Here is a 20,827-nt window from a genome sequence, read left to right on the forward strand (position 1 = left end):
AATCGTAAACAAATACGTATGAATTTTGTGTGAACATGGAGCTTCTCATAATGGAGTTGTACCTATGCGCCGCTGTCGGAGGCTGTCAAGAAATAATCCGGTATGTTAAAAGATTTCATCCCGCCGGTCCGTTGGTCCGGGTCGGCCTCCGGAGCTTGCCGCCTGGACAGGCAGAGCATAGTGCGGAGCGAAAGGGAAACTCTGGGCCGTGGAGATCGCGGCCAGAAGACCATGGAGACGCCCATGACCACCGGAAAGGAACTGTCCAAGGTCGTCCGGAAACTCTGCCTGTGCTGCCAGGGGCAAAGCTGGAAGCTGGTCCGGGAGTGCGCCCAGAAGGGATGCTCCCTGCATGTCTTCCGGGACGGCGCAGCCGATGACGATGTCCTGCGTCCGGCCCTGGACGCCTTTTGTCTGGCCTGCGCGGGGAGTCCGGAAGAGGTGCTTCACTGTCCGGCGGGACAGGCCATGGGCTCCCAGCCGCCCTGTCCGGCTCATCCTTTCCGGCCCGGCGCGCCGAGGCAGCGGCTCCGGACGCTGCCCGGTCTGGTGACGCGGGAAGCTTCGCCCGCCCCGGACGCGCGCCCGGCCGGAGAAGCTGAGGCCGCGACGGCGCTCTTCCCGCTGGAATTTTTGGCTCCCGAAGCGCCGGATATCTGAATCGGACGGCGGTCTGGATTCCGTAACAGCATCAGAGGACACACATGAGCAGATTCGACAGAAAAACCAGAGCCAGGCTGGACGCCTGGACAAAGGCCGGGCTGATCTCCTCCGGGCAGGCCGCAGCCATTGACGCCTATGAAGAGGCCCGCAGCGGACCGTCCTGGGGAATCCTGGTCTTTGCGGGCTTCGGCGCGCTGGCGCTGGGCCTGGGCGTTATTTTGCTGTTCGCCTACAATTGGGAAAAGATGCATAAATTCGCCAAGCTGGGCGTCATTTTCGGAGGGCTCGCCCTGGCTCACGGCGCGGGCTTGTGGCTGCGCCGGGAAAATCGTCCCCTCTTGGCCGAGACGGCCCACCTTGTGGGAACCATGCTCTTCGGCGCAGGCATTTTTCTGGTGGCGCAGATATACCATGTCTCCGCTCATTACCCTGACGCCTTCCTGATCTGGGCTCTCGGGGCGCTCCTTCTGACCTGGGTTCTGCCCTCGGTTCAGCAGGGCTGGCTGGCCTCGGGGCTGCTCTGCGTCTGGGCCTTTTCGGAATACATCTCCTACGATGCCAGAATGGCCGCCGCTCCGCTTCTGGTGTTCGCGGGCACGGGCCTTCCGGCCTGGAAGCTGCGCTCTCCGGCTCTGCTCACGGCTTCGGCCCTGTGCACCACCCTCACCGCCATGGCGGGCATTGTCGTGAGCGATGAAACCATTTTCATGATTCTGCTGTCCATGGCCGTGCTCTTCGCTGCTCTGGGCTGGCTGCTCCGGCGGCGCGGGGACTTCCCGCAGGCTTCGGCTGTTTTCAGAAACGTGAGCCTTGCGTTGTACCTCCCCTTGATGTTCGTCTTGAGCTTTTACGACATGGGCAGATTTCTCCTGCCTGAAGCCGGGTTCTGGCAGGATGAGCCGTTCGTTCTCTGGGGCCGGCTGGCCGCGCTCCTGCTGGCAAGCGCCGTACTGGGCGGCTGGGCCGTGTGGCAGGCCGTGCGCCGGGACGAAGCGGGAACCGCCGCCTGCCGCGTGCATCTGCTGCTGCCCATCGCGGTGTATGCGGTCTATCTGTTGCTGGCTCTGGTTTTTTCCGCAGACCTGCCTGGTTTGGAACAGTCATACACGGTTTGGGTGATTCTGGCCGCGCTGGGCAGTCTGGCCTTTCTCCATCATGCCGTGTTGGGACTATGGGTCGGCTCGCGCGAAACCCGGCCCTGGCTGGTGGCGGGAAGCGCCCTGCTGCTGACCGCATGGGTCTTCGTACGGTTTGGCGATCTGTTTGAGAACCTGCTGGCGAGGGGCGCGGCTTTTCTGGTCCTGTCCGGGGCTCTTTTCTTCATTGCGGCCATGTATCACCGCCAGCGGCGGGAAGCGGCCGCCGGGAGGAACGCGTCATGAAAACGGCAGCGGTCGTGGCCGCTATCGTCATACAGTTTGCGGTGCTCGGCTGGATGGCCGGGCAGCGGGAGTGGATCGTGCGCACCGGGCCTTCTGTCTGGTTGTGTACGGCACCTGTGGATCCGAGAGATCCGTTCCGGGGCGATTACGTAACCCTCGGGTACGAGATTTCCACCATTCCGGCAGAGAAATGCGGTCCGGCGCTGCGGGCCAAAATGGATGAAATGAACGCGACGCGGCATTGGCAGCAGGAAACGGTCATCTTCGTGGCTCTGGATGCCCGGGAAAACGGCTCCGCGGAAATCGTCAGCGCCGATCTGACCCCGCCCGAGTCGGGTCTGTTCATCAAAGGGCGGGTTCGGGGCGGCGGTGTCCACCCTTCGGGATTGGCCGGAGTGAGCTACGGCATCGACGCCTTCTTCGTGGAACAGGGGCGAGGCCGTGAACTGGAGCAGATCCCTAAGGGCACGCCCGAAGGAATGCGGGTACCGCTGGAAATGCGGGCGGCCTTCGGCTCCGGCGGCACGGCCGTTTTGACGGGCTATCGCTGGGGAGCTCTGGGCATTGGTCTGAAATCGGCATCGGAGACCAACGGCACCATGGAAATGATCCTGCATAATGTCTCTTCCTCTCCGGTGGCCGTGGTCCTGCCCGAGGACCAGCGAACCCTGCGGCTGCGGGAAACTCCGGGGATGGATGTCTCAGAGCCGCGGATTCCGGTACCCTTTACGGACGGCGACGTGCGCGTAGTGGCTCCGGGCGAATCCGTGGCCGTGCCCGTCCGCGTCCGGCCGCAATGGCGGGAGCGGTTTGAGGACAAGTCATGGGCGGCATTTCAGCTTGTGTACACGGCGCCATCCGCCGCGGAATGTGCGGCTCTGAAGGACGCGGACAAGATCTGGCGTGGTTCTCTGGTCAGCGACAGGTTTGCGCCCAGGGATATCGTGGTGGAGGAGTAGGACCGCGGCATCCCGGCTCTGTCTGCCGGTTTCAGGCCGGTACGGAGCCGGGAGCGGTCCGTTCGGCCGGAGAATGGGCCAGTTCCAGCAGCGCCCGGCAGAGCAGATGCGGGTCAACGGCTCCGGCAGCGCCGGTCAGCGGTGTGACGACGACGCGTACGCCCAGGCCGGCCAGCTCCCGCTCCGGACTGGTGCATCCCGGATAGGCCGTATTCGGATCGAGCAGTACGCAGTCCAGCACGTCGCTTGGGGCGATGGCTTGTGGCGCGTCGGCCCGCAGGTGGCGCAGCAGGATTTCCGTCTGCTTTTTGAGGGACAGGCCGATGCTTTCGGGATCGGGCAGGGTGTTGGGCACGAATACCTTGGGCGCGGCGGTCCGGCTTATGGCCCGGCCCACGCCGGACGGAAGCAGGTTGGCCACAAGGGAGCTGTAAAAGCTGCCCATGGGATAGCAGATCAGATGGGCGGAGCGGATGCGCCCAAGAATGTCTTCCCTGGCGGGTGGCCGCACGGGCCGGGCGGGTTCGTCCGGGCGCACCAGATGCAGTTCCCGCAGAGGCGATGTCAGCGGCGGCACTTCCTTGCCGGTCAGAAGGTGCTGCCCGAGAATGCGCTGTCCGTTTTCCAAAACGCCCAGCAGATGCAGATCATCGTCGAGCATGAGGCGCACATCCCCCCGCGCCGCCACCAGACCGGCATACAGTGCTGTCGCCGGGTCCATGCGCCGTCCGTTTTCCAGATAGGCCGCCGTGAGTACAAGGTTCCCAAGGCTCGCTCCGCGCGGATCGAAATCCGGCCCGGCCTCCCGGAAGACGCCCAGCAGATGCCTGAGGCGCGTGTTTGCGGGCCCGGTCACCGCCGCAAGAAGCGCGTGGTCCCCCCTGGCCAGAGCGGCCAGTTCCGTGCGCAGAATTTCCGGATCGCCCTCCTTGGGCAGCCGGTGGGACAGCATGCCGCATATGGCGGAAATTTCCGGCCGGGAACGGTCGGCCAGGGCCATGAGGCGGCTGCGCATGTCGCCCACGGCGGGCATACGGAAATACCGGCGCAGCACGGCCGAACTGCCTCCGGAGTCGAACGGGGTGACCAGATGGATGGAATGGGGCGTGTGCCCGGCCAGAACGCGGCTTGTTTCCCTCAGGGCTGTTCCGCCGGAGAAAAAAAGAATGCGCGGGCCCGGGGCGGCCTGAACGTCCCGCTTACTGATGGGGCGGCGTGGGATCGCTGTACTCCTCGCCATCGACGGTTTCGGCATCGCGGATGATGGCAATGGTTCTGCGCAGCTGATCCTCGGAAATCAGGTGTTCCGAGTGCAGCCAGTGAAACTTGCGGATTTCCTCTTCGGGATCGTTGCCGAAGTCGATGTCGCCGTACCACTCCAGCAGCTGTTTCTTCCTGCGCTTGTTGATTTCCTCCATGAGTGTATCGTACCGGCCGTCGCGGAGAAGAGATATTTCTCCGGCGTCGGAAGGCAGATAAATCACCTCCGCCCTGATCAGGGCATGGGCGGCCAGACACGCGGGAGCGGCCAGCAGAAAGAGTGGTCCGTACGGGTCGGCATGCAGGAGGGCGTGGGCGGCCTGAACCAGACCCCAGAAAAACAGGGCCACAGCACAGGCGAAAAGCGCGGCGTTCTGCTCCAGACCGGAACCGGGCTCCATCCGGATGGAGCCGTAGGGGACTTCGAGCCTCTGGACTCCGTGCCAGTCCTTGCGGACGCAGATCAGGTTTTCCGCTTCAAAAACGAAGCTCGTGGAGAGAAGAGGGCTTTTCTGAACGATACGCATGCTTACGGCCTCCTGTTGCCGGGCGATACGGTGGCAGGGCGGAGGCGGTTCGTCAAGACGGGGAGAAGACCGGGCCTTCCATATGGCTGAACGGCCTCGCCAGCGGAATGAACGGTTCCGCCGGGAACAAAAAAGGCTTCCCCGCATGAGGAAGCCTTTTTTTCTGGAGCAACAAACCGTTTTTTACCAGTTGGAATCGGAGAAGGGGTCCTGGGCTCCGCCGGAGAAGCCGAAATCGTCTCCGGCTCCCACTTCGACCGGGGCTCCGGAGTCGTTCGCAGCGGCCGGAGCGGCACCAGCGGCGGCAGGGGCTGCCCCCGCCACGCCAGCGACCACCACGCCGGTCTTTTTCACTTCGTCCACTTCCTTCAGCAGGGCTTCCAGCTTGCCCGTGAATTCCACGATGCGGGCTTCGGTGGTCACGAACAGGGCTTCGGCCTCGCTCTTTTTCTGGTCCTCGAATTCCTTCACCTTGGCGGACAACTCGGCGATTTTGGCGTCCTTTGCTTCCAGGGCCTTGGTCAGTTCCTCGACCTTGGCCGCCTTGGCGTTGATCTGGGCCTTGTAGTCGGCCAGCTTGGCGAATACTTCGTCCACCTCGGTCTTGGCTTTGACGGGCATGGGGGCCACGGAGACGGACTGCCCCAGTTCGACGACCTGTCCCTTGGACATTCTGGTCAGTTCCGGATGCTGTTCGTAGATCCAGGCCTTGGCCAGGGCGGCGGCGAAGGGCGTGGAATCGGCGTCCAGGGTTTTCTGGGTCAGATATCCGAGCATCTCGGCCACGGAGGCGTTTTCGTCACCTTTCAGGCAGGCCACAAACGTATCCATGGGAAAAATCTTGCGAGCTTCAGACATGGCGTCCTCCTTAGAAATTAAAGAACAAAGATTTTATCGTCATCGATGAGTTTTTCGCCGATGGGCAGCCGCCCCACATACCGGGCATAGATGAGCGCCGTGGTCCGGTACACCAGATGCCCCAGCTTGGACCAGGGCAGGTAGGCGATGAGCATGAAGACGCTGACCAGGTGCATGTAATAGGTGAAGTAGGCCAGATGCGCGGCCGCCGCCAGACGGAACACCTGTGCGCCGATGCCGGTCAGGGTCACGGCCCAGATCACGCCCAGCAGATACCAGTCGTAGTAGCTGGATACCGATTTGCCCGTATCCGCGTTCAGCCGCCGCCGGGTGAGCAGGGTCAGGCCGGTCAGCAGCAGAATGGCGCCCACGTTGGCCAGGACTTTGACCGGGTGCCACAGGGGCATGGGCGTGTGCCCGATGGGGGCCAGGATGGATATGACCTTGCCGCCCCAATGGGTCACAGCCACGATGGAGGTCACGATGAAGCAGGCCAGAAAACCGTAAAACAGGATCTGGTGCCCTTTGACCCGTTCTTCGTCCTCAGGCTTGTCCACGCAGTTCTTGAAGCGGGAGTGCTGCAGGATGTCGTATCTGATGGTGTCGATGATGGCGTCCTTCAGGGAGGGCTTTTTATAGCCGATAACAAAGGTCTGCGGCACCGATTCCTTGAAGCCGTCGATCATGTTCTTGATACCCAGGGCGAAGCAGATCATCACGAAGATGGCCGTCAGCCCGAACAGGGGGTCGATGGTGAAATCGCCGGGAAAGAGCAGGCCATAGATCACCTGGCCCTCTTCCGTGACCGGGAAGAACGAGCCAGTGATGGAGGCCCGGATCATCCAGATGATGGCCCAGATCACGGCGGGAATGCCCGCCAGAATGGGCAGGTATTTGGGTGAGCTCATCCACTTGCCGATGGCTGCGGGCGGCACCAGTTTGCGGTAGGTCATGTTGCGCAGGGCCCCCAGCAGATCGCCGGGTTTGGCGCCGCGCGGGCACAGGTCCGAGCAGGTGCCGCAGTTGTGGCAGAGCCAGATGTCGATGTCGTTCAGCAGCCTGTCCTTCAGCCCCCACTGGGCCCAGATCATTTCCTTGCGCGGATAGGGATTCTCGGCGGGAGACATGGGGCACGCGACGGAGCAGGTGGCGCACTGGTAGCATTTCTTCAGATCAACGCCGCCCACCTCCTGCAGTTCCTTGACGAACTGCAGGCAGGGCTCAATCCTTGTTGTTTTGGACATACACGCTCCTCCTAATATCCCTTGAACGGGTTGGGACCAAGCTTGACGATGTCCTCGACAAACTGGTCGATCAGCTCCGGCACCTTGTCATACTCGTCGATGGCGATCTGCAGCTGCTGGACCCGTTCCGTCTCGATGCCGAGCTTGCCGAGTGTCTCGCCGATATTGTCCATGCGCCGGTTGCACAGCTCCGAGCCCTTCACGAAGTGGCACTGATAATCCTCGCCGTATTTGCAGCCGAGAAGCAGGCAGCCGTCCGTTCCCTTGGACATGGCGTCCGCGATCCAGATGGTGTTGACGGAGCCCAGGCAGCGCACGGGCACGATGCGGACATAGGGGCTCCATTTCCGGCCCCTGAGGGCGGCCATGTCCAGGGCCGGATAGGCGTCGTTCTCGCAGGCCAGGATGAGCATGCGCGGGCCGCCTGCGGCCATGTCGTCAGGCACGTCCACCTGTTTGATCATGGAACCGATCTGGTCGACGTTGTAGTTGTCGAAGGAGATGACCCGCTCCGGGCACGCGCCCATGCAGGTGCCGCAGCGGCGGCAGCGCGAGGTGTTGGGCAGCGGATTTCCCTTTTCGTCTTCATCCAGCGCGCCGAACGGACATTCTTCCGTGCAGCGTTTGCACTGCGTGCAGCGGACCATGTTGAACTTGGGATAGGACAGGTCGCCGGAGCGCGGGTGCACGGCCATGCCCCGGTTGGCCGATTCCAGACACTGGATGGCCTTGAGGGCCGCTCCCGCCGCGTCCATTTCCGCCGCAGGCAGGGTCATGGGCTGCCGCACGGCCCCGGCCGCGTAGATGCCGGTGCGGCGCGTTTCGTACGGGAAGCAGATATAGTTGGAGTCGGCATAGCCCGAGAACAGGTTCAGGTCGGGCATGGCCGGACCCTGCCTGTATTTGAGGCGCAGCACCGGGTCGAGAGCCGTGGTCGGAACCATGGCCGTGGGCAGCACCAGCATGTCCACTTCCATCTCCACCTTGGGACCCAGAAGCGTGTCCTCCAGAACCACCACGATGTCTCCATCGCCGCCGTCCCGGACCTCGCTGAGCACGCCCTTGGTCATCATCACGCCGGGATCGTTCTGCGCGGCCTTGTAATAGAGTTCGTTCAGGCCGGGCATCATCATGTGTTCGTACACGATCATGGCCACGCCGTCCGGGATGAATTCCCGCACGTAGTTGGCCTGCTTCAGGGCCGCGAGCGAAGTCAGCTCCGACGTGTAAGGCAGATGCCGGTAGGTGTCCTGCTTGACGAAATTGGTCTTGGGCGCGTCGCTTTCCTCTTTCTTCCCGGCGTCGGCCTGCGCCGCGGCGAGGGCTTCGGCCTCTTTGTCCGCGAAAGGTTCGAGCTTGTCGCCGAAGCCCGTCAGGAACATGATTTTCCTGGGCTTTTCGCCGTCCGAGGGCCGGATGATGGCGCCGCCCTTGGCCAGGACCTCGAACTCGCGGGATGTGAGCACGTTTTTAAGCGTTCCGTATCCGAAGGGTTTCAGGAAAGAGGTGTCCTGCGGGACCCAGCCCGTGGCCACCACCACCGCCCCTGCGGACAGTCCGCGTTCTTCGCCGTTCACGGACAGGGTGACTTCGTAGTTGCCCGGCGCACCACTGATGGCCTGAACTTCGCTGCTCAGCAGGATTTCAATCCTGTCACAGGTCTGTACGTCAGCGATTTTCTGTTCCACTCCGGTGGAGTGGGCCGCATCGTACGGATGCCTGAAGGGGGCGGTCTTGTACATGCCCACGGCCGCGCCGCCGAGAATATCCTTCTTTTCCACCAGAGTGACGTCGTATCCTACCGATGCCACATGCAAAGCCGCGGTCAGTCCGGCCCAGCCGCCGCCGATGACCAGAACCCGCCGCACGACCTCCAGGTCCTCTTTCTGCGGAATGCCGGACTTCTGCAGTTTGATGATGCCCATGTTCACGTAATCATTGGCCATCTTGTACAGAAGCTCCGGCGTCTGGCCGGGTGCGGGTGTCTGGCCGGACGGGTCCGCGTAGCACAGCACGCACAGTTCGCGCAGGTTCACACGGTCCACCAGAATGTCCGTGCCGAACTGGTAGAAGTCCCAGTCCACACGGGGTGAGGAGCCGCAGATGCAGACCGCGTCGATGACACCCGCGTCAATGTCGGCCTGGATCATGGAATGTCCTTCGGAGCTTGCCAGACAGGGATGCGTTTTGACCACGGGGCAGGCGTCACGCCATTTTTTCTGCACATCCTCGCCCAGCTTCTGCAGATCGAGAGCTCCGCCGAGGCTTGCTTCGTCGAAATATACACCGATTTTATCGGCCATGTCCTACCTCCCTCTGACCGTCTGGATCGCTTGCATGGCGGCGCCCGTGGCGGACTGGGCCGACTTGGTCACGTCCAGAGGTTGTTTGGCGCAGCCCGCCGCGAAAATGCCCTTTCCTCCGCCGTCCTGGATGAAGCCCTCGGCATCCATGGAAATGTCCAGAGGCAGGGGGGAATCGGCCAGACTGGGCTGCATGCCCGTGGCCAGCACCACGAGGTCGAAACGCTCCACCGACTTGGCTCCGGAAACGGCGTCCTCCACGATCACCCAGACATCGTCTCCGGCCTTGTCCCGGGTCACGGCCGCGACCTTGCCCTTCACCGCGTGGACATTCTCGTCGGACAGTATTTTGCGGGCGAAATTCTCATACCGGCCGGGGGTGCGCAGATCGATGTAGTAAATGGTCACTTCCGCGTCCGGGTACTGCTCCCGGACATACTGGGCCTGTTTCAGGGAGGCCATGCAGCAGATGTACGAGCAGTAATGGAGATGATTTTCGTCCCGCGACCCGGCGCATTGCACGAAGGCCACTTTCCGGGGCGCGTTTCCGTCGGACGGACGCAGAATTTTTCCGTTCGTCGGCCCGAAGGGGGAAGCCAGACGCTCCATCTGCATATTGGTGATGCAGTTTTCTATCTCTCCGGCACCGAGGTTGGTCAGCTTTTTCACGTCGTAGGGCTTCCAGCCCGTGGCGATGACAATGGAGCCAACGTTCAGGGTGATTTCCTTTTCTTCTTCGTTCAGGTCGAAGTAGCCGCATTTCTGGACTTTGGCCTTGTCGGCGGAGCTCAGCGCCGTCTTGTCCACGACGTACCGCTGGGGAAAGGCGAAGGGGGCGTCCATGTACACGGCTTTGCGCGTGCTCAGGCCGAAGTCGAAATCATTGGGTACTTCCGCGTTCAGTTCTCCGCACAGGCCGGAAAGATCGGGACTGTTCGGTCCGGCGTGGCGGGGTCTGATGCGCACCGTGACCTCATAGGCTCCCGGGGCACCGTTTACCTTGGTCACTTCGGCCAGGGTGAAAAATTTGACCTTGGGGTTGTTCTTGATCCGTTGATACTGGATTTCCAGGCCGCATGAAGGCGGGCACAGCTTGGGAAAATATTTGTTCAGCTGCATGACGCGTCCGCCCAGAAACGGAGTCTTCTCCACGATGAAGACTTCGTGACCAAGCTCGGCGGCCTCAAGGGCGGCGGTGAGTCCCGAGAATCCGCCGCCGATGACAAGTATGCTGTTGCTAGCCATGAAGATTCCTCCCAGAACGCTCATGTTGAAGGCCATAAAAATGAATAGAATGGTCCATGCATGATCTATAACCACCTGACCGCTACAGATCATACGCAGACCATTCTATTTCCTGATACAGAAAAGGCTGCGGGACGGCCCGCAGCCTTTTGGCCCATAACTAGTCAGGGATGATCTGGTAGTAGTGTCTCTTGAAGATTTCAGTTTCACCGGTGGCCGGGTTGAACTTTGAGTTCACGAAGCACTTCCACTTGGAATCGTCCAGGCCCATGAAGTCCGCGCGATAGTAGAAGCCGGGATAGCGGCTTTCCTGGCGGAAACGGATGTGCTGCATGTGCAGACGGACGGTCCACAGCCTGTGATACTGTTCCCAGCAGCGGAGCAGTTCGTGCAGGTCGCGGGCGGCCAGCTTCTTGGAGTCCTCTTCGAGCATGTCGAGCAGGGTGAAGCCGGTGTCCAGCAGCCTCTCGGACGTGGTGTACAGGGTCGCCACACCGCCGCCGTATTCATCAGTGGCCTTGATCAGGCGCATCATGAAGTTGTTGGGCGTGATGTAGTTGGGGTTGACCACAGGATCGGTGGAAGCGGCCTTGAATTCCTCGTAGGTGTACCAGGGCTGATAGATTTCCTTCTTCAGCGCTTTGGCGTCGAGGGTCAAAGTGGGCTTGAAGTCTTTGTGATCAAGAGCGTAGCGGACCAGCTGCTTGCCCACGATGCGGCCCTCGGCATGGGAACCGGAGGAGAACTTGTGGCCGGACGCACCCACACCGTCGGCGCAGGTGAACAGGCCGTTGACCGTGGTCATGCGGTTGTAGACTTTTCCGTTGTCGGCCTTGATCTTGTATTCTTCGGGAACCCAGTCCTCGTTCGGGCCGGACGCCCAGATGCCGCAGCAGCCGGAGTGGGAACCGAGCAGATAGGGCTCGGTGGGCATGATTTCAGAGCCGCGTTCCTCGGGCTTGATGTTCATGGCCGCCCACAGGTTGGCCTGACCCACGCACATGTCGAGGAAGTCTTCCCAGGCTTCGGATTCAAGATGCTTCTGCTCAGCCTTGGAGAGTTCCTTGAAGGTGGTCTGCAGAGCGGTGGCCGTATCCATGTAGATGGGACCGCGGCCTTCGCGCATTTCACGCAGCATCATGTGGTTGCGCAGACAGGTCGGGATGACGTGTCCCTTGGCGTAGCCGCGATCCTCGTAGGGCTTCAGCATGGCGCGGTTGGTCACGCAGTAGTCTTCGCCCTTGGCGTTGGTGGCCTTGGCCTTGAACAGCAGGAACCACGCGCCGACCGGGCCGTAGCCGTCCTTGAAGCGGGCGGGCACGAAACGGTTTTCCATCATGGTCATCTCGGCGCCGACCTGCGCACACATGGTGTAGGTGGAACCGGCGTTCCATACGGGATACCAGGCGCGTCCGAGACCCTCGCCAGTGGAGCGGGGCCGGTACACGTTGACCGCACCGCCGCAGGCCACGGACATGGCTTTGGCCTTGATGACATACACTTTGTTCTCGCGCACGGAGAAGCCGACCGCACCGGCGATCTGGTTGGGTACCTTGGCGTCGAGGAGCAGCTTCACGATGAACAGGCGCTCGATGTAACGGTCGCTGCCCAGAGCATTTTTGGCGGCCTCGCCCACGATGACCTTATAAGATTCGCCGTTGATCATGATCTGCCAGCGGCCGGAACGCACGGGCGCGTCGCCCTTGGCCAGAGCCAGACCTTCTTTCTTGGCCTGAGCGCCGTCCAGGTTCTTGCCGTCCTTCTTGATCCAGCAGGGCAGGCCCCACTCTTCAAACAGGTGCACGGAATCGTCCACATGACGGCCCAGATCAAAGATCAGGTCTTCGCGGACCAGACCCATGAGGTCGGTGCGAACCATGCGCACATAGTCATCGGGCTCGTTTTCGCCGATGTAGGTGTTGATGGCCGAAAGACCCTGGGCCACCGCGCCGCCGCGGTCGATGGCGGCCTTGTCCACCAGGAGCACCTTCACGCCGGCCTTGTCGGCCCAGCGGCAGGCTTCGAATGCGGTTCCACAGTTGCCCATGCCGGCGCCAACCATGAGAATATCGGTTTCAAGCTCCACTACTTCCGGCTCAGCCAGGGCCAAACCCTTGACCGTGTCTTTGACAGGAATCTGAGGCATATGTTCCTCCTGAAATTTCTTGCGTTAAAGGCGCTGGTTTAGGCGACGGCGGACTTGAACTTGACCTTCATGTCCGCTTCGGTGACCTCAAATTTCTTGCTCAGGGCTTCCTTCGGAGCTTTCAGGCTGGTCTCGGTGAAGAGCAGCTCGTTTTCCAGATCAGCGCCTTCAGGCTTGCCTTCATAGGGTTTGATGGAACCCTCAACGGTGGTGCGGATGGGGAACTTGAAGCGTTTTACCTCGCCATTGCGGAACTGTACGGTCCACATGATGTCTTCGGCGCCACGCAGTGGAATACAGGTGCCGCCCATGGGAGCGAAGTCGGCGTAAGGCCGGGCCGTGATGGCACCCTGCGGACAGATTTTCACGCAGGAATAGCATTCCCAGCATGCCGCCGGCTCCTGATTGTAGGCTTTCATTTCCGTCGGATCCAAGATCATCAGATCGTTGGGGCAGATGTACATACAGGCAGTTTTTTCACCGCCCTTGCACCCATCACACTTTGCTGGATCAACAAAGGTAGGCATAATTCCTCCGCTTAAAAGTTAAACCAACTTGGCCGTTTTTATGGCCTGATGACTCTTTACCAAATTCTTTGCTTGTGAATCTTTTACCAAGTTGGGACAGGCACGTCAAGCCATAGTTGAGGGAAAATCTTTCCTGTTACAAAAACGGCCCGCCAAGACGTTTCCCGGCGAGCCGTATGTAAGCTCTACATTTTTGCGCCGGAAGCGGCACCCTGCATCTTGATTTCGACCTTTTCCGTCAGGCCGGAATAGTATTCGCGCAGAATTTCCAGAACTTCGTCGCGGCCGAAATGGTCGGCGACCGGAGCACCTTCGGACAGAGCCTTGCGCAACTTGGTTCCGGACAGAACCACGCGGTCTTCCTTGCTGTGCGGGCAGGTGCGCAGGGAGGCCATGCCGTCGCACTTGTAGCAGTAGAAGGTCCAGTCGATCTTCATGGGCTGGGTGATCAGAGCCTTGCCTTCGCCCAGATTTTTGGGGATGCGATCAAAGATTTCCTGGGCTTCGAACAGGCCGTAGAAGTCGCCCACGCCCGCATGGTCGCGGCCGATGATCATATCGGAAACGCCGTAGTTCTGACGGAATGTCGCGTGCAGCAGGGCCTCGCGGGGACCGGCGTAGCGCATATCCAGGGGATATCCGCCCTGCACCACGTTTTCCTTGACGAAATAACGGTCGATCAGGGTGTCGATGCACTTGATGCGCACTTCGGCCGGGATGTCGCCGGGCTTCAGGTTGCCTACCAGAGAGTGGATGAACACGCCGTCACAAACCTCGCAGGCGATTTTGGCCAGGAATTCGTGGGAGCGGTGCATCGGGTTTCTGAGCTGCAGGGCGGCGACACGCTTCCAGCCCCGTTTTTCGAATGTGGCGCGGGCTTCGGCCGGAGTCATGTAGCAGCCGGGGAAGCGTTCGCGATAGTCGCCTTCGGACAGGACTTTGACCGGCCCGGCGATGTTGTATTTTTTCTGAGCCATGACCATCTGCACGCCGGGATGATCTTTGGGGGCCACTTCCCAGAATTTGTCGCCTACGGAATCATCTCCGTTGCCCCTGTAGATTTTTTCGCATTCCCATTTTTTATCGGCCTCGGTCATCTCATAAACTTCTGTGACCTTCATGGTGGCCATGAAGACGCCCTTTTTGGGATCGAACAGGGCGATCTCTTCACCGACTTTCACGGTTTCGTCGGTGTCGAGGGTCACGGGTACCGGCCAGAAAGTACCGTCGGCCAGAGTGAAATTTTCACACACGGATTTCCAGTCGGCTTTTGTCATGAAGCCGTTCAACGGGCTGAAGCCACCGATGCCCATCATGATCAAGTCGCCTTTGGCGCGGGGGCTGATGTCAATCTTTCTCAGACCAGCGGCTTTTTTCTGTTCGGCAGCCAATTCCGCACCCTGAAGTAATGAGCAAACCAAGCCTTTTCCACCATGGGGGGTACAAGAGCCATAACGCGATTCCTCCTAGAGATTTGTTTTTATTGGCGCAAAAACAGAACGTTGGCTTCAATCTGCTCGGGTCGGGCCGCCTTGTCAATTGTTTTGTGATTTTTTTATCAACATCTTGGACTCCGTTTTGTCCGTGTAGCGATAAAAATTCCGCTATACGGCATCGTTTCTTTGCTATTTTATATATTTATTTCAGTATGATATCTTTGAATATGTGCTGGGCTCTTGCAATGGAAGGGCAAACGCTGTTAGGCAGTCGCCTGTTTCTGCGCGTGACAGTATGCACATTTCGGAACTCCCGACTACTCCTTTGGACGTGACACATGGCGGAAAAGCATCCTCCCCTTTCCCTCACACAGGAACTGGCGCAAATTGACGAGAGACTGGTTTCTCTTCTGGCTTCGCGCACGGAGTTGCTGTCCCGGGCCGCCATATCCAGGCGGGCCAAGAGCCTGAGCATCACCGATCCCAATCAGGAAAAGGCACTCTGGCAGGTCTGGCGGGATTCTCCCAAGGCCGAGGGCTTGGAGCCCCAGATGCTGAGGCGGATTTTCCATCTGGCCAACAATCTTGCCTACTCCAGAGCCGAAAACAGCTCCGCCCCCGGAAAATCTCTTTCGCTTTTTCCCAGAAGGAAGCCGGTCAATATTGATCTCGACGCGCCGCGGGATCAAATCCTCCGGAGCATGACATTTTTTCTCGGGGCACTAGGCTCCGCTTCCCTGGCCGTGGCGCCGTTTCAGAGCAACAGCATCTCGCTTGAGTTCATCAACGCCCTCAACCTGTGCGGCTTTAACATCGCCATTCAGGACCGGCAGTGTCTGATCTGGCCCGCACCGTCGTGGTCCTTGGACAACAAGGCGGTGTACGCGGGACAGAGCACTTTTCATTTTTATCTGCTTTTGTGTCTGGCTTTGGGCGGGGTGAACAGAGTCAAGTACACGGGGGCGACCAAGCTCAAAATCCTCGACCTGCGTCCGGTGCAGGAATTGCTACCCAAACTTGGATGCCGGCTGACCATTGTGGAGCCCCACAGCAACGGCCTGCCCGTCCGTGTGGAGACAAGCGGCCTGATTCCGGACAGTCTGGATATTCCACCCGGTATTTCCCGGAAGTTCATCCTGGCCCTGATCGCCGCTGCCACAACCTTTAAAAAGACATTGTCCATCCGGCTGCATGAATCCTACGGAGACAGCAAGCTGTTGCGCAAAGGCATCGCTTTTCTGCAGCATTTTCTGCCGGAAGTGCAGTTTGACGGTTCGGTGATCACCATTCCGGCCGGGTCTGCGGGGCTCGACACCGCACAGATGGACATCCCCGTCGATCCGTTGATGAGCCTGCATCTGCTGGTGTTGCCCTTCTTTACGGATGGTCAGGTGTCACTGCGCGGCAAATGGCCCGAATACACACCCAATCTGCAGGACGTGATGGACATTCTGTATGAATTCGGTCTGCGCATTTCCATTGAGCCCGACTCCATCACCTCCCGGATGGGTGACAGGCCCCCCGGCTTTCTTTGGATATCACGTCCTGTCAGGAATACCTGCCTCTTTTGCTGGCCATGGCCTTTGGTTTGAGAGGGGCCTGCGACATCACTCTCGACACGGCCCGCATTGATGTGGAGCATGCTCAGGATCTGCTCGAAGCCCTTGGCGCCGGTTATTCCCTGCAACCGGGCCTGCTGCGGCTGGGTCTGCCTTCCACCCGCAGGCCCAAGGAAGGACCCTGGCAAAGTCCGGGACCATACTGGACGCTGGCGGGGGCGCTTATTTCCTTTACGCATCCCGGAGTCTGCCTGGCCAACGCGGACAACATTTCCTCCGCGTGGCCCTGGTTCTGGAAGATTTTCATGAATCTGCCCGAGCCCCAGCACTTCATCCGCTCCGTAAGCGACGGCGATGACGCGGACGGTGATGCTGATTTTGATGACTCTCCAAAGCGCAGACGCATCAAGGTCACAGGACATGGACGACCTCACGACGCAGATTGAGTATCTGCGGCGGGAGCGGGCGGCCGTGCAGGCGCGGATCAAGGAACTGCTGCTGGCCGAAGATCCTGGACGGGGCGTTGTTTTCCATGAGGAAATCTTCCGTCTGCAGCAGGACAGTCTGCGCATGGAAACGGAAATCCAGATTCTCCAGGCCCGGTTGCGGCGCGAATCCTGCTGATTTTGCAAATCCCGTCGTCTACTTTATAATAAGCTTACTTTTTTCCAAGGACATTCCATGAAACAGAATCTCACCCGCAAGATCATCGCCGCACACCTGGTCGAGGGCTCCATGACCGCCGGCAGTGAAGTGGCCGTGCGCATCGACCAGACCCTGACCCAGGACGCCACAGGCACCATGGCCTATCTGCAATGGGAGGCCATCGGGCTGCCCAGGGTCAAGACGGAAGTCTCGGTCAGCTATGTGGACCACAACACCTTGCAGATGGGCTTCCGCAACCCCGACGATCATCGCTATCTGCGCAGTGTGGCGGCCAAATACGGCATTGTTTTTTCTCCTCCCGGCACGGGCATCTGTCATCAGCTGCATCTGGAAAATTTCGCCGTGCCGGGCAAAACTTTGATCGGCTCGGATTCCCACACGCCCACGGCAGGCGGCATCGGCTGTCTGGCCATGGGCGCCGGAGGGCTTTCCGTGGCCTTGGCCATGGCGGGCGAACCTTACACCCTGGCCATGCCCAAGGTGTTCAAAATACGTCTTGAGGGGCAACTGACCGGATATGCCTCGGCCAAGGACGTCATTTTGCATCTGCTCGGTCTGCTTACCGTCAAGGGCGGAGTGGGCGCGGTCATGGAATACTGTGGTCCGGGCGTGGCCAGTCTGAGCGTGCCGGAGCGGGCCACCATCGCCAACATGGGCGCGGAGCTGGGAGCGACGGCCTCTGTTTTTCCCAGTGATGAACAGACCAGAGCCTTTCTGGAACTCATGGGCCGGGCCGACGCCTTTACGCCGCTGGCTGCCGATGACGGCGCGGAGTACGACCGGGAAATCGTCGTGGATCTGAGCGCTCTGGTGCCGCTGGCCGCGCGGCCGCATATGCCCGATCTGGTGGTGCCTGTGGCCGAACTGGACGGGCTGGCCGTGGATCAGGTGGCCATCGGCTCCTGCACCAATTCGTCCTATTCCGATTTGCAGGCCGTGGCCTGGATTCTGGCCGGAGAACATGTTGCTCCGGGGACGGATCTCATGCTTTCACCGGGTTCCAAACAGGTCTTGAAAATGCTCATGGCCGAAGGGTTGCTGGACCATATTCTGGATGCCGGAGGACGGCTCCTGGAATGTTCCTGCGGGCCGTGCATCGGCATGGGCGGCTCTCCCGGCAGCGGTGGAGTCAGTGCGCGGACCTTTAACCGTAATTTCGAGGGCCGCAGCGGTACTCAGGACGGACAGATCTATCTGGTCAGCCCCGTCACCGCCGCCTTCTGCGCCCTGCGCGGCAAATTCACTGATCCGGCCACATGGAACAAAGAAATCCCCCGGCCGTCTCTTCCATCCACCGCGCCGTCCATCAGGCATCTGTTTGCCTACCCGCCCGAGGATGCTTTCTCCGTCGAGGTGCTGCGCGGTCCGAACATCGTCCCGCTGTCGCCCTTCGACAGACTGCCCGATATCCTGACTCTGCCGGTTCTGATCAAGGTCGGCGACAACATCACCACGGACCACATCATGCCTGCGGGCGCGGCCATCACGGCCCTGCGCTCGAATATTCCGGCCATCAGCCGCCACGTGTTCGAGCGGGTGGACAAGGATTTCGTCGGCCGGGCTGAAGCCGCCGGACAGGGCGTGATTCTGGCCGGGGAGAACTACGGCCAGGGTTCCAGCCGCGAACACGCGGCTCTGGCCCCGCGCCACTTAGGCGTGCGGATGGTGCTGGCCAAGTCCTACGCACGCATTCACAAGGCCAATCTGGTCAATTTCGGTATCCTGCCGCTGACTCTGGTCAATCCCGCCGATTACGACCTGCTGTCTCAGGGGTGTCCGCTCACGGTGGATCTGGCCGGACTCGCGCCGGGCAAGGAGCTGGCCGCGGTCATGGAAAACGGCCGGAAAATCGCTCTGGCCCATGATTTGACGGGCAATGAAATAGCCATTATCAGGGCGGGCGGTTTGCTGAACTACGTCAACGACAGGCAAAAATAGCCGGAAAATCCGGCCCCTTCTCCCACTTCAAAGAAATCGATCGGAGCCTTCATGCTGGATATACTGCGCCAGGGCGCACAGAGCTGGATGATAAAAGTTCTCTTCGGCATCATCATCGCCGTCTTTGTGCTGGCCTTCGGCATGAACCGCGTGGACCACGACCGGGGCACCACTGTGGCCACGGTCAACGGCGAGCCCATCCTCTTTCAGCAGTTTCAGGACCGCCTGCAACGCAGCCTGGAAATGGTCCGCGCCCAGAGTCCCGGCATGTCTTCGGAGATGCTGGCCCAGATGGGATTCAAAAAGCAGATTTTCGAACAGATGGTCGTGGAAGAACTGCTGCTGCAGAAGGCCGCCGAACTGGGCGTGACCGTATCCAGGGAAGAGCTGACCCGCGAAGTGCATATGCTTCCGGCCTTCCGGAACGAGGCCGGAGTGTTCGATCCGGCGGTCTATCAGAGCGTGCTGCAGAACAATCATCTCACGCCCGGCGTTTTTGAGGCCGACTACATGCGCGGCATGCTCATGACCAAGATGCGTGGTTATATAGGGCTGGCCGGCCGCCTGAACGAAGACCTGATCCATGATTTCTTCACTTACGGCCAGAGTAAGGCCGTTATCGCGTACAGACTTTTTCCCTGGGAGGACTATCGCGGGCAGGTCAACGCCACGGACGAACAGGTGAACAGCTATTACGAGAACCACAAGAGCGAGTATGCCATTCCGGCTCAGGCCCGTGTGGCATACCTGGAAATCACGCCGGCTTCCTTGGCCGACCTCGCCGCTGTGACCGATCAGGAAATCCAGAAGCACTACGATGCCCGCAAGGAAGACTTCAAGGTGGAAGAGGAAGTCAAGGCCCGGCATCTGCTGGTGCGCGTGGCCGAGGATGCGCCTGAGGAAGACGTGAAAAAGGCCATGGAAAAGATCGAGACGGCGCGCAAGGAATTGCAGGCTGGCAAGAAGTTCGCGGATGTGGCCGGAAAGTACACCGAAGATCCTTCCGGAACAGATACGGGCGGTGCTTTGGGCTGGTTCGGTCGCGGCCGGATGGTCAAGCCTTTCGAGGATGCGGCCTTTGGCCTGGAAAAAGGTGCGGTCAGCGAACCCGTGCGCACCCAGTTCGGCTTTCATCTGATCGAGGTGGAGGACAAGAAGCCCGCCTACTACCGGGAGCTTCCCGACGTAAGCGGCCAGATTCGGGAGCGTCTCGCTCAGGATCGTGCCGCCGAGACGCTTCAGGACCGCCTGGATCAGGCCCTGGAAATGCTGCTCGCCGGTGAGACGCTTCAGGCTGTGGCCAAAAGCATCGGCCTGCGTCTCGAAGTCAGGGAAACAGCTCCCTTCAGCCGTCAGCAGGGGCCGGGAGAACTGCCCGGACTTTCGGCCGAAAATGCGGAGGCGCTTTTCGATCTGGCCGTGAACGCCACCACCCAGACTCCGCTGATGGTGCAGGATGGCTATCTGCTGGCCACCAAACTTGAGCAGACTCCGGAGCTTTTCACACCGCTGGACGAGGTCCGTCAGGGCATCAAGGATACTATAGTGCGGGAAGAAGCCCTGAAACTGGCCAAGACCGCTGCGGACAAGGCGCTGCCCGGACTTAAGGACGGAGGAGAAAACGCCACGCTCAAGGAAACCGAGCCCTTTGGCCGTCAGGACCAGATCCCCGGATTGGGGATGGTTCAGCCGCTGACCAAGGCGGCCTTCGGTGCCGCTCCCGGAACTTGGCTGCCGGAAAGCTATGCCGTGCCCGAAGGGTACGTGCTGGCCAAAACCGTCAAGGTGACACCGCCCACGGAAGAGGAATGGGAAGCCGAGAAGACGTCTTGGATCGAGTCCATGAACAGGGGCTCCGAGCAGCAGGCGGTGCAGGCCTTTCTTACGGATTTGCGAAACAAGGCGGATGTCCGTATTATCAATCCGGCGGTTCTTGAGAACTGATGAGAAAGCCCGGCAATGCCGGGCTTTTTTGTGTCCATTTTCCGGGCTCCCCTCGAGGGAGACTTAAGCGCCTCATATGGTCCTGGACCTGCCGGTTCCTCCCATAATCGCCAGTAACGCGATTTCCGGCGGGCGGTTGAACCGCACCGGCAGCACGGACCGACTCAATC

General features: G+C 60.3%; 16 protein-coding genes and 1 pseudogene. 8 read left to right on the top strand and 9 right to left on the bottom strand.

The annotated features are described in order from the left end of the window. Positions 1-180: 180 nt before the first annotated feature. From AXF15_RS05900 to AXF15_RS05910, 3 genes are read left to right on the top strand one after another with little or no spacing between them, the layout of a single operon-like run. Complete coding sequence (locus tag AXF15_RS05900; RefSeq protein WP_151192302.1) at positions 181-660, top strand: hypothetical protein; 480 nt, start codon at positions 181-183, stop codon at positions 658-660. Between the two features lie 44 nt (positions 661-704). Then, on the top strand, positions 705-2,045 hold the full coding sequence (locus tag AXF15_RS05905) for a DUF2157 domain-containing protein (RefSeq protein ID WP_066604616.1): 1,341 nt from the start codon (positions 705-707) through the stop codon (positions 2,043-2,045). Beyond that, positions 2,042-3,004 (top strand): GDYXXLXY domain-containing protein, encoded by a 963-nt coding sequence (locus AXF15_RS05910; protein ID WP_066604619.1) that lies wholly within the window; start codon positions 2,042-2,044, stop codon positions 3,002-3,004. Before AXF15_RS05905 ends, AXF15_RS05910 begins: the two co-directional genes overlap by 4 nt. A 31-nt stretch (positions 3,005-3,035) precedes the next feature. On the opposite strand, the gene AXF15_RS05915 is transcribed toward AXF15_RS05910, so the two are convergent. The 9 genes and pseudogenes from AXF15_RS05915 to sat form a co-directional block, all read right to left on the bottom strand. After that, the gene (locus AXF15_RS05915; RefSeq protein ID WP_066604622.1) at positions 3,036-4,244 is read right to left on the bottom strand and encodes a GAK system CofD-like protein; all 1,209 of its coding nucleotides are present in this window, start codon (positions 4,242-4,244) and stop codon (positions 3,036-3,038) included. After that, positions 4,204-4,791, bottom strand: a complete 588-nt coding sequence (locus AXF15_RS05920) for a hypothetical protein (RefSeq protein WP_066604636.1) — start codon at positions 4,789-4,791, stop codon at positions 4,204-4,206. The genes AXF15_RS05915 and AXF15_RS05920 overlap by 41 nt, the downstream gene beginning before the upstream one ends. A gap of 183 nt (positions 4,792-4,974) precedes the next feature. Continuing rightward, positions 4,975-5,649, bottom strand: a complete 675-nt coding sequence (locus AXF15_RS05925) for a coiled-coil domain-containing protein (RefSeq protein ID WP_066604638.1) — start codon at positions 5,647-5,649, stop codon at positions 4,975-4,977. Between the two features lie 17 nt (positions 5,650-5,666). Next, positions 5,667-6,893: a quinone-interacting membrane-bound oxidoreductase complex subunit QmoC gene (qmoC, locus tag AXF15_RS05930; protein ID WP_066604640.1), complete on the bottom strand. Its 1,227-nt coding sequence runs from the start codon at positions 6,891-6,893 to the stop codon at positions 5,667-5,669. A gap of 11 nt (positions 6,894-6,904) precedes the next feature. Then, complete coding sequence (locus AXF15_RS05935) at positions 6,905-9,196, bottom strand: FAD-dependent oxidoreductase (RefSeq protein ID WP_066604643.1); 2,292 nt, start codon at positions 9,194-9,196, stop codon at positions 6,905-6,907. Between the two features lie 3 nt (positions 9,197-9,199). Continuing rightward, positions 9,200-10,441 (bottom strand): CoB--CoM heterodisulfide reductase iron-sulfur subunit A family protein, encoded by a 1,242-nt coding sequence (locus tag AXF15_RS05940; RefSeq protein WP_066608725.1) that lies wholly within the window; start codon positions 10,439-10,441, stop codon positions 9,200-9,202. Between the two features lie 160 nt (positions 10,442-10,601). Then, entirely contained in the window at positions 10,602-12,587 is a 1,986-nt protein-coding gene (gene aprA, locus AXF15_RS05945) for an adenylyl-sulfate reductase subunit alpha (protein ID WP_066604646.1), read from the bottom strand. 38 nt (positions 12,588-12,625) lie between these two features. Next, positions 12,626-13,114 (bottom strand): adenylyl-sulfate reductase subunit beta, encoded by a 489-nt coding sequence (aprB, locus tag AXF15_RS05950; RefSeq protein WP_066604654.1) that lies wholly within the window; start codon positions 13,112-13,114, stop codon positions 12,626-12,628. A 185-nt stretch (positions 13,115-13,299) separates the two neighbouring features. Further along, positions 13,300-14,553 (bottom strand): annotated as a pseudogene (gene sat, locus AXF15_RS05955) (sulfate adenylyltransferase); the annotation flags it as partial. A gap of 335 nt (positions 14,554-14,888) precedes the next feature. Between sat and AXF15_RS05960 the strand changes: the two are divergent. Genes AXF15_RS05960 through AXF15_RS05980 form a run of 5 tightly spaced genes read left to right on the top strand, consistent with a single transcriptional unit; the run spans position 14,889 to position 20,657 of the window. Then, positions 14,889-16,142 carry a chorismate mutase gene (locus tag AXF15_RS05960; protein ID WP_066604657.1) on the top strand — a complete coding sequence of 418 codons (1,254 nt, stop codon included), beginning with the start codon at positions 14,889-14,891 and terminating at the stop codon, positions 16,140-16,142. Beyond that, entirely contained in the window at positions 16,127-16,555 is a 429-nt protein-coding gene (locus AXF15_RS05965) for a hypothetical protein (protein WP_151192303.1), read from the top strand. Before AXF15_RS05960 ends, AXF15_RS05965 begins: the two co-directional genes overlap by 16 nt. After that, a complete protein-coding gene (locus AXF15_RS05970; RefSeq protein ID WP_066604661.1) occupies positions 16,530-16,733 on the top strand; it encodes a hypothetical protein in 204 nt (67 codons plus the stop codon). Before AXF15_RS05965 ends, AXF15_RS05970 begins: the two co-directional genes overlap by 26 nt. A 57-nt stretch (positions 16,734-16,790) precedes the next feature. Further along, a complete protein-coding gene (locus AXF15_RS05975; RefSeq protein WP_066604666.1) occupies positions 16,791-18,713 on the top strand; it encodes an aconitate hydratase in 1,923 nt (640 codons plus the stop codon). A 51-nt stretch (positions 18,714-18,764) separates the two neighbouring features. Beyond that, entirely contained in the window at positions 18,765-20,657 is a 1,893-nt protein-coding gene (locus tag AXF15_RS05980) for a SurA N-terminal domain-containing protein (protein ID WP_066604674.1), read from the top strand. Positions 20,658-20,827: the final 170 nt, after the last annotated feature.

Origin of the sequence: Desulfomicrobium orale DSM 12838 (assembly GCF_001553625.1) — a bacterium.
GTDB classification, from domain to species: domain Bacteria; phylum Desulfobacterota; class Desulfovibrionia; order Desulfovibrionales; family Desulfomicrobiaceae; genus Desulfomicrobium; species Desulfomicrobium orale.

Excerpts from the sequence above, each read along its gene's own strand:
- AXF15_RS05905 (WP_066604616.1), top strand. The coding sequence starts at position 705 with ATGAGCAGATTCGACAGAAAAACCAGAGCCAGGCTGGACGCCTGGACA.
- AXF15_RS05910 (WP_066604619.1), top strand. The coding sequence starts at position 2,042 with ATGAAAACGGCAGCGGTCGTGGCCGCTATCGTCATACAGTTTGCGGTG.
- AXF15_RS05915 (WP_066604622.1), bottom strand. The coding sequence starts at position 4,244 with ATGGCGAGGAGTACAGCGATCCCACGCCGCCCCATCAGTAAGCGGGAC.
- AXF15_RS05920 (WP_066604636.1), bottom strand. The coding sequence starts at position 4,791 with ATGCGTATCGTTCAGAAAAGCCCTCTTCTCTCCACGAGCTTCGTTTTT.
- AXF15_RS05925 (WP_066604638.1), bottom strand. The coding sequence starts at position 5,649 with ATGTCTGAAGCTCGCAAGATTTTTCCCATGGATACGTTTGTGGCCTGC.
- qmoC (WP_066604640.1), bottom strand. The coding sequence starts at position 6,893 with ATGTCCAAAACAACAAGGATTGAGCCCTGCCTGCAGTTCGTCAAGGAA.
- AXF15_RS05935 (WP_066604643.1), bottom strand. The coding sequence starts at position 9,196 with ATGGCCGATAAAATCGGTGTATATTTCGACGAAGCAAGCCTCGGCGGA.
- AXF15_RS05940 (WP_066608725.1), bottom strand. The coding sequence starts at position 10,441 with ATGGCTAGCAACAGCATACTTGTCATCGGCGGCGGATTCTCGGGACTC.
- aprA (WP_066604646.1), bottom strand. The coding sequence starts at position 12,587 with ATGCCTCAGATTCCTGTCAAAGACACGGTCAAGGGTTTGGCCCTGGCT.
- aprB (WP_066604654.1), bottom strand. The coding sequence starts at position 13,114 with ATGCCTACCTTTGTTGATCCAGCAAAGTGTGATGGGTGCAAGGGCGGT.
- AXF15_RS05960 (WP_066604657.1), top strand. The coding sequence starts at position 14,889 with ATGGCGGAAAAGCATCCTCCCCTTTCCCTCACACAGGAACTGGCGCAA.
- AXF15_RS05965 (WP_151192303.1), top strand. The coding sequence starts at position 16,127 with ATGGCCTTTGGTTTGAGAGGGGCCTGCGACATCACTCTCGACACGGCC.
- AXF15_RS05970 (WP_066604661.1), top strand. The coding sequence starts at position 16,530 with ATGGACGACCTCACGACGCAGATTGAGTATCTGCGGCGGGAGCGGGCG.
- AXF15_RS05975 (WP_066604666.1), top strand. The coding sequence starts at position 16,791 with ATGAAACAGAATCTCACCCGCAAGATCATCGCCGCACACCTGGTCGAG.
- AXF15_RS05980 (WP_066604674.1), top strand. The coding sequence starts at position 18,765 with ATGCTGGATATACTGCGCCAGGGCGCACAGAGCTGGATGATAAAAGTT.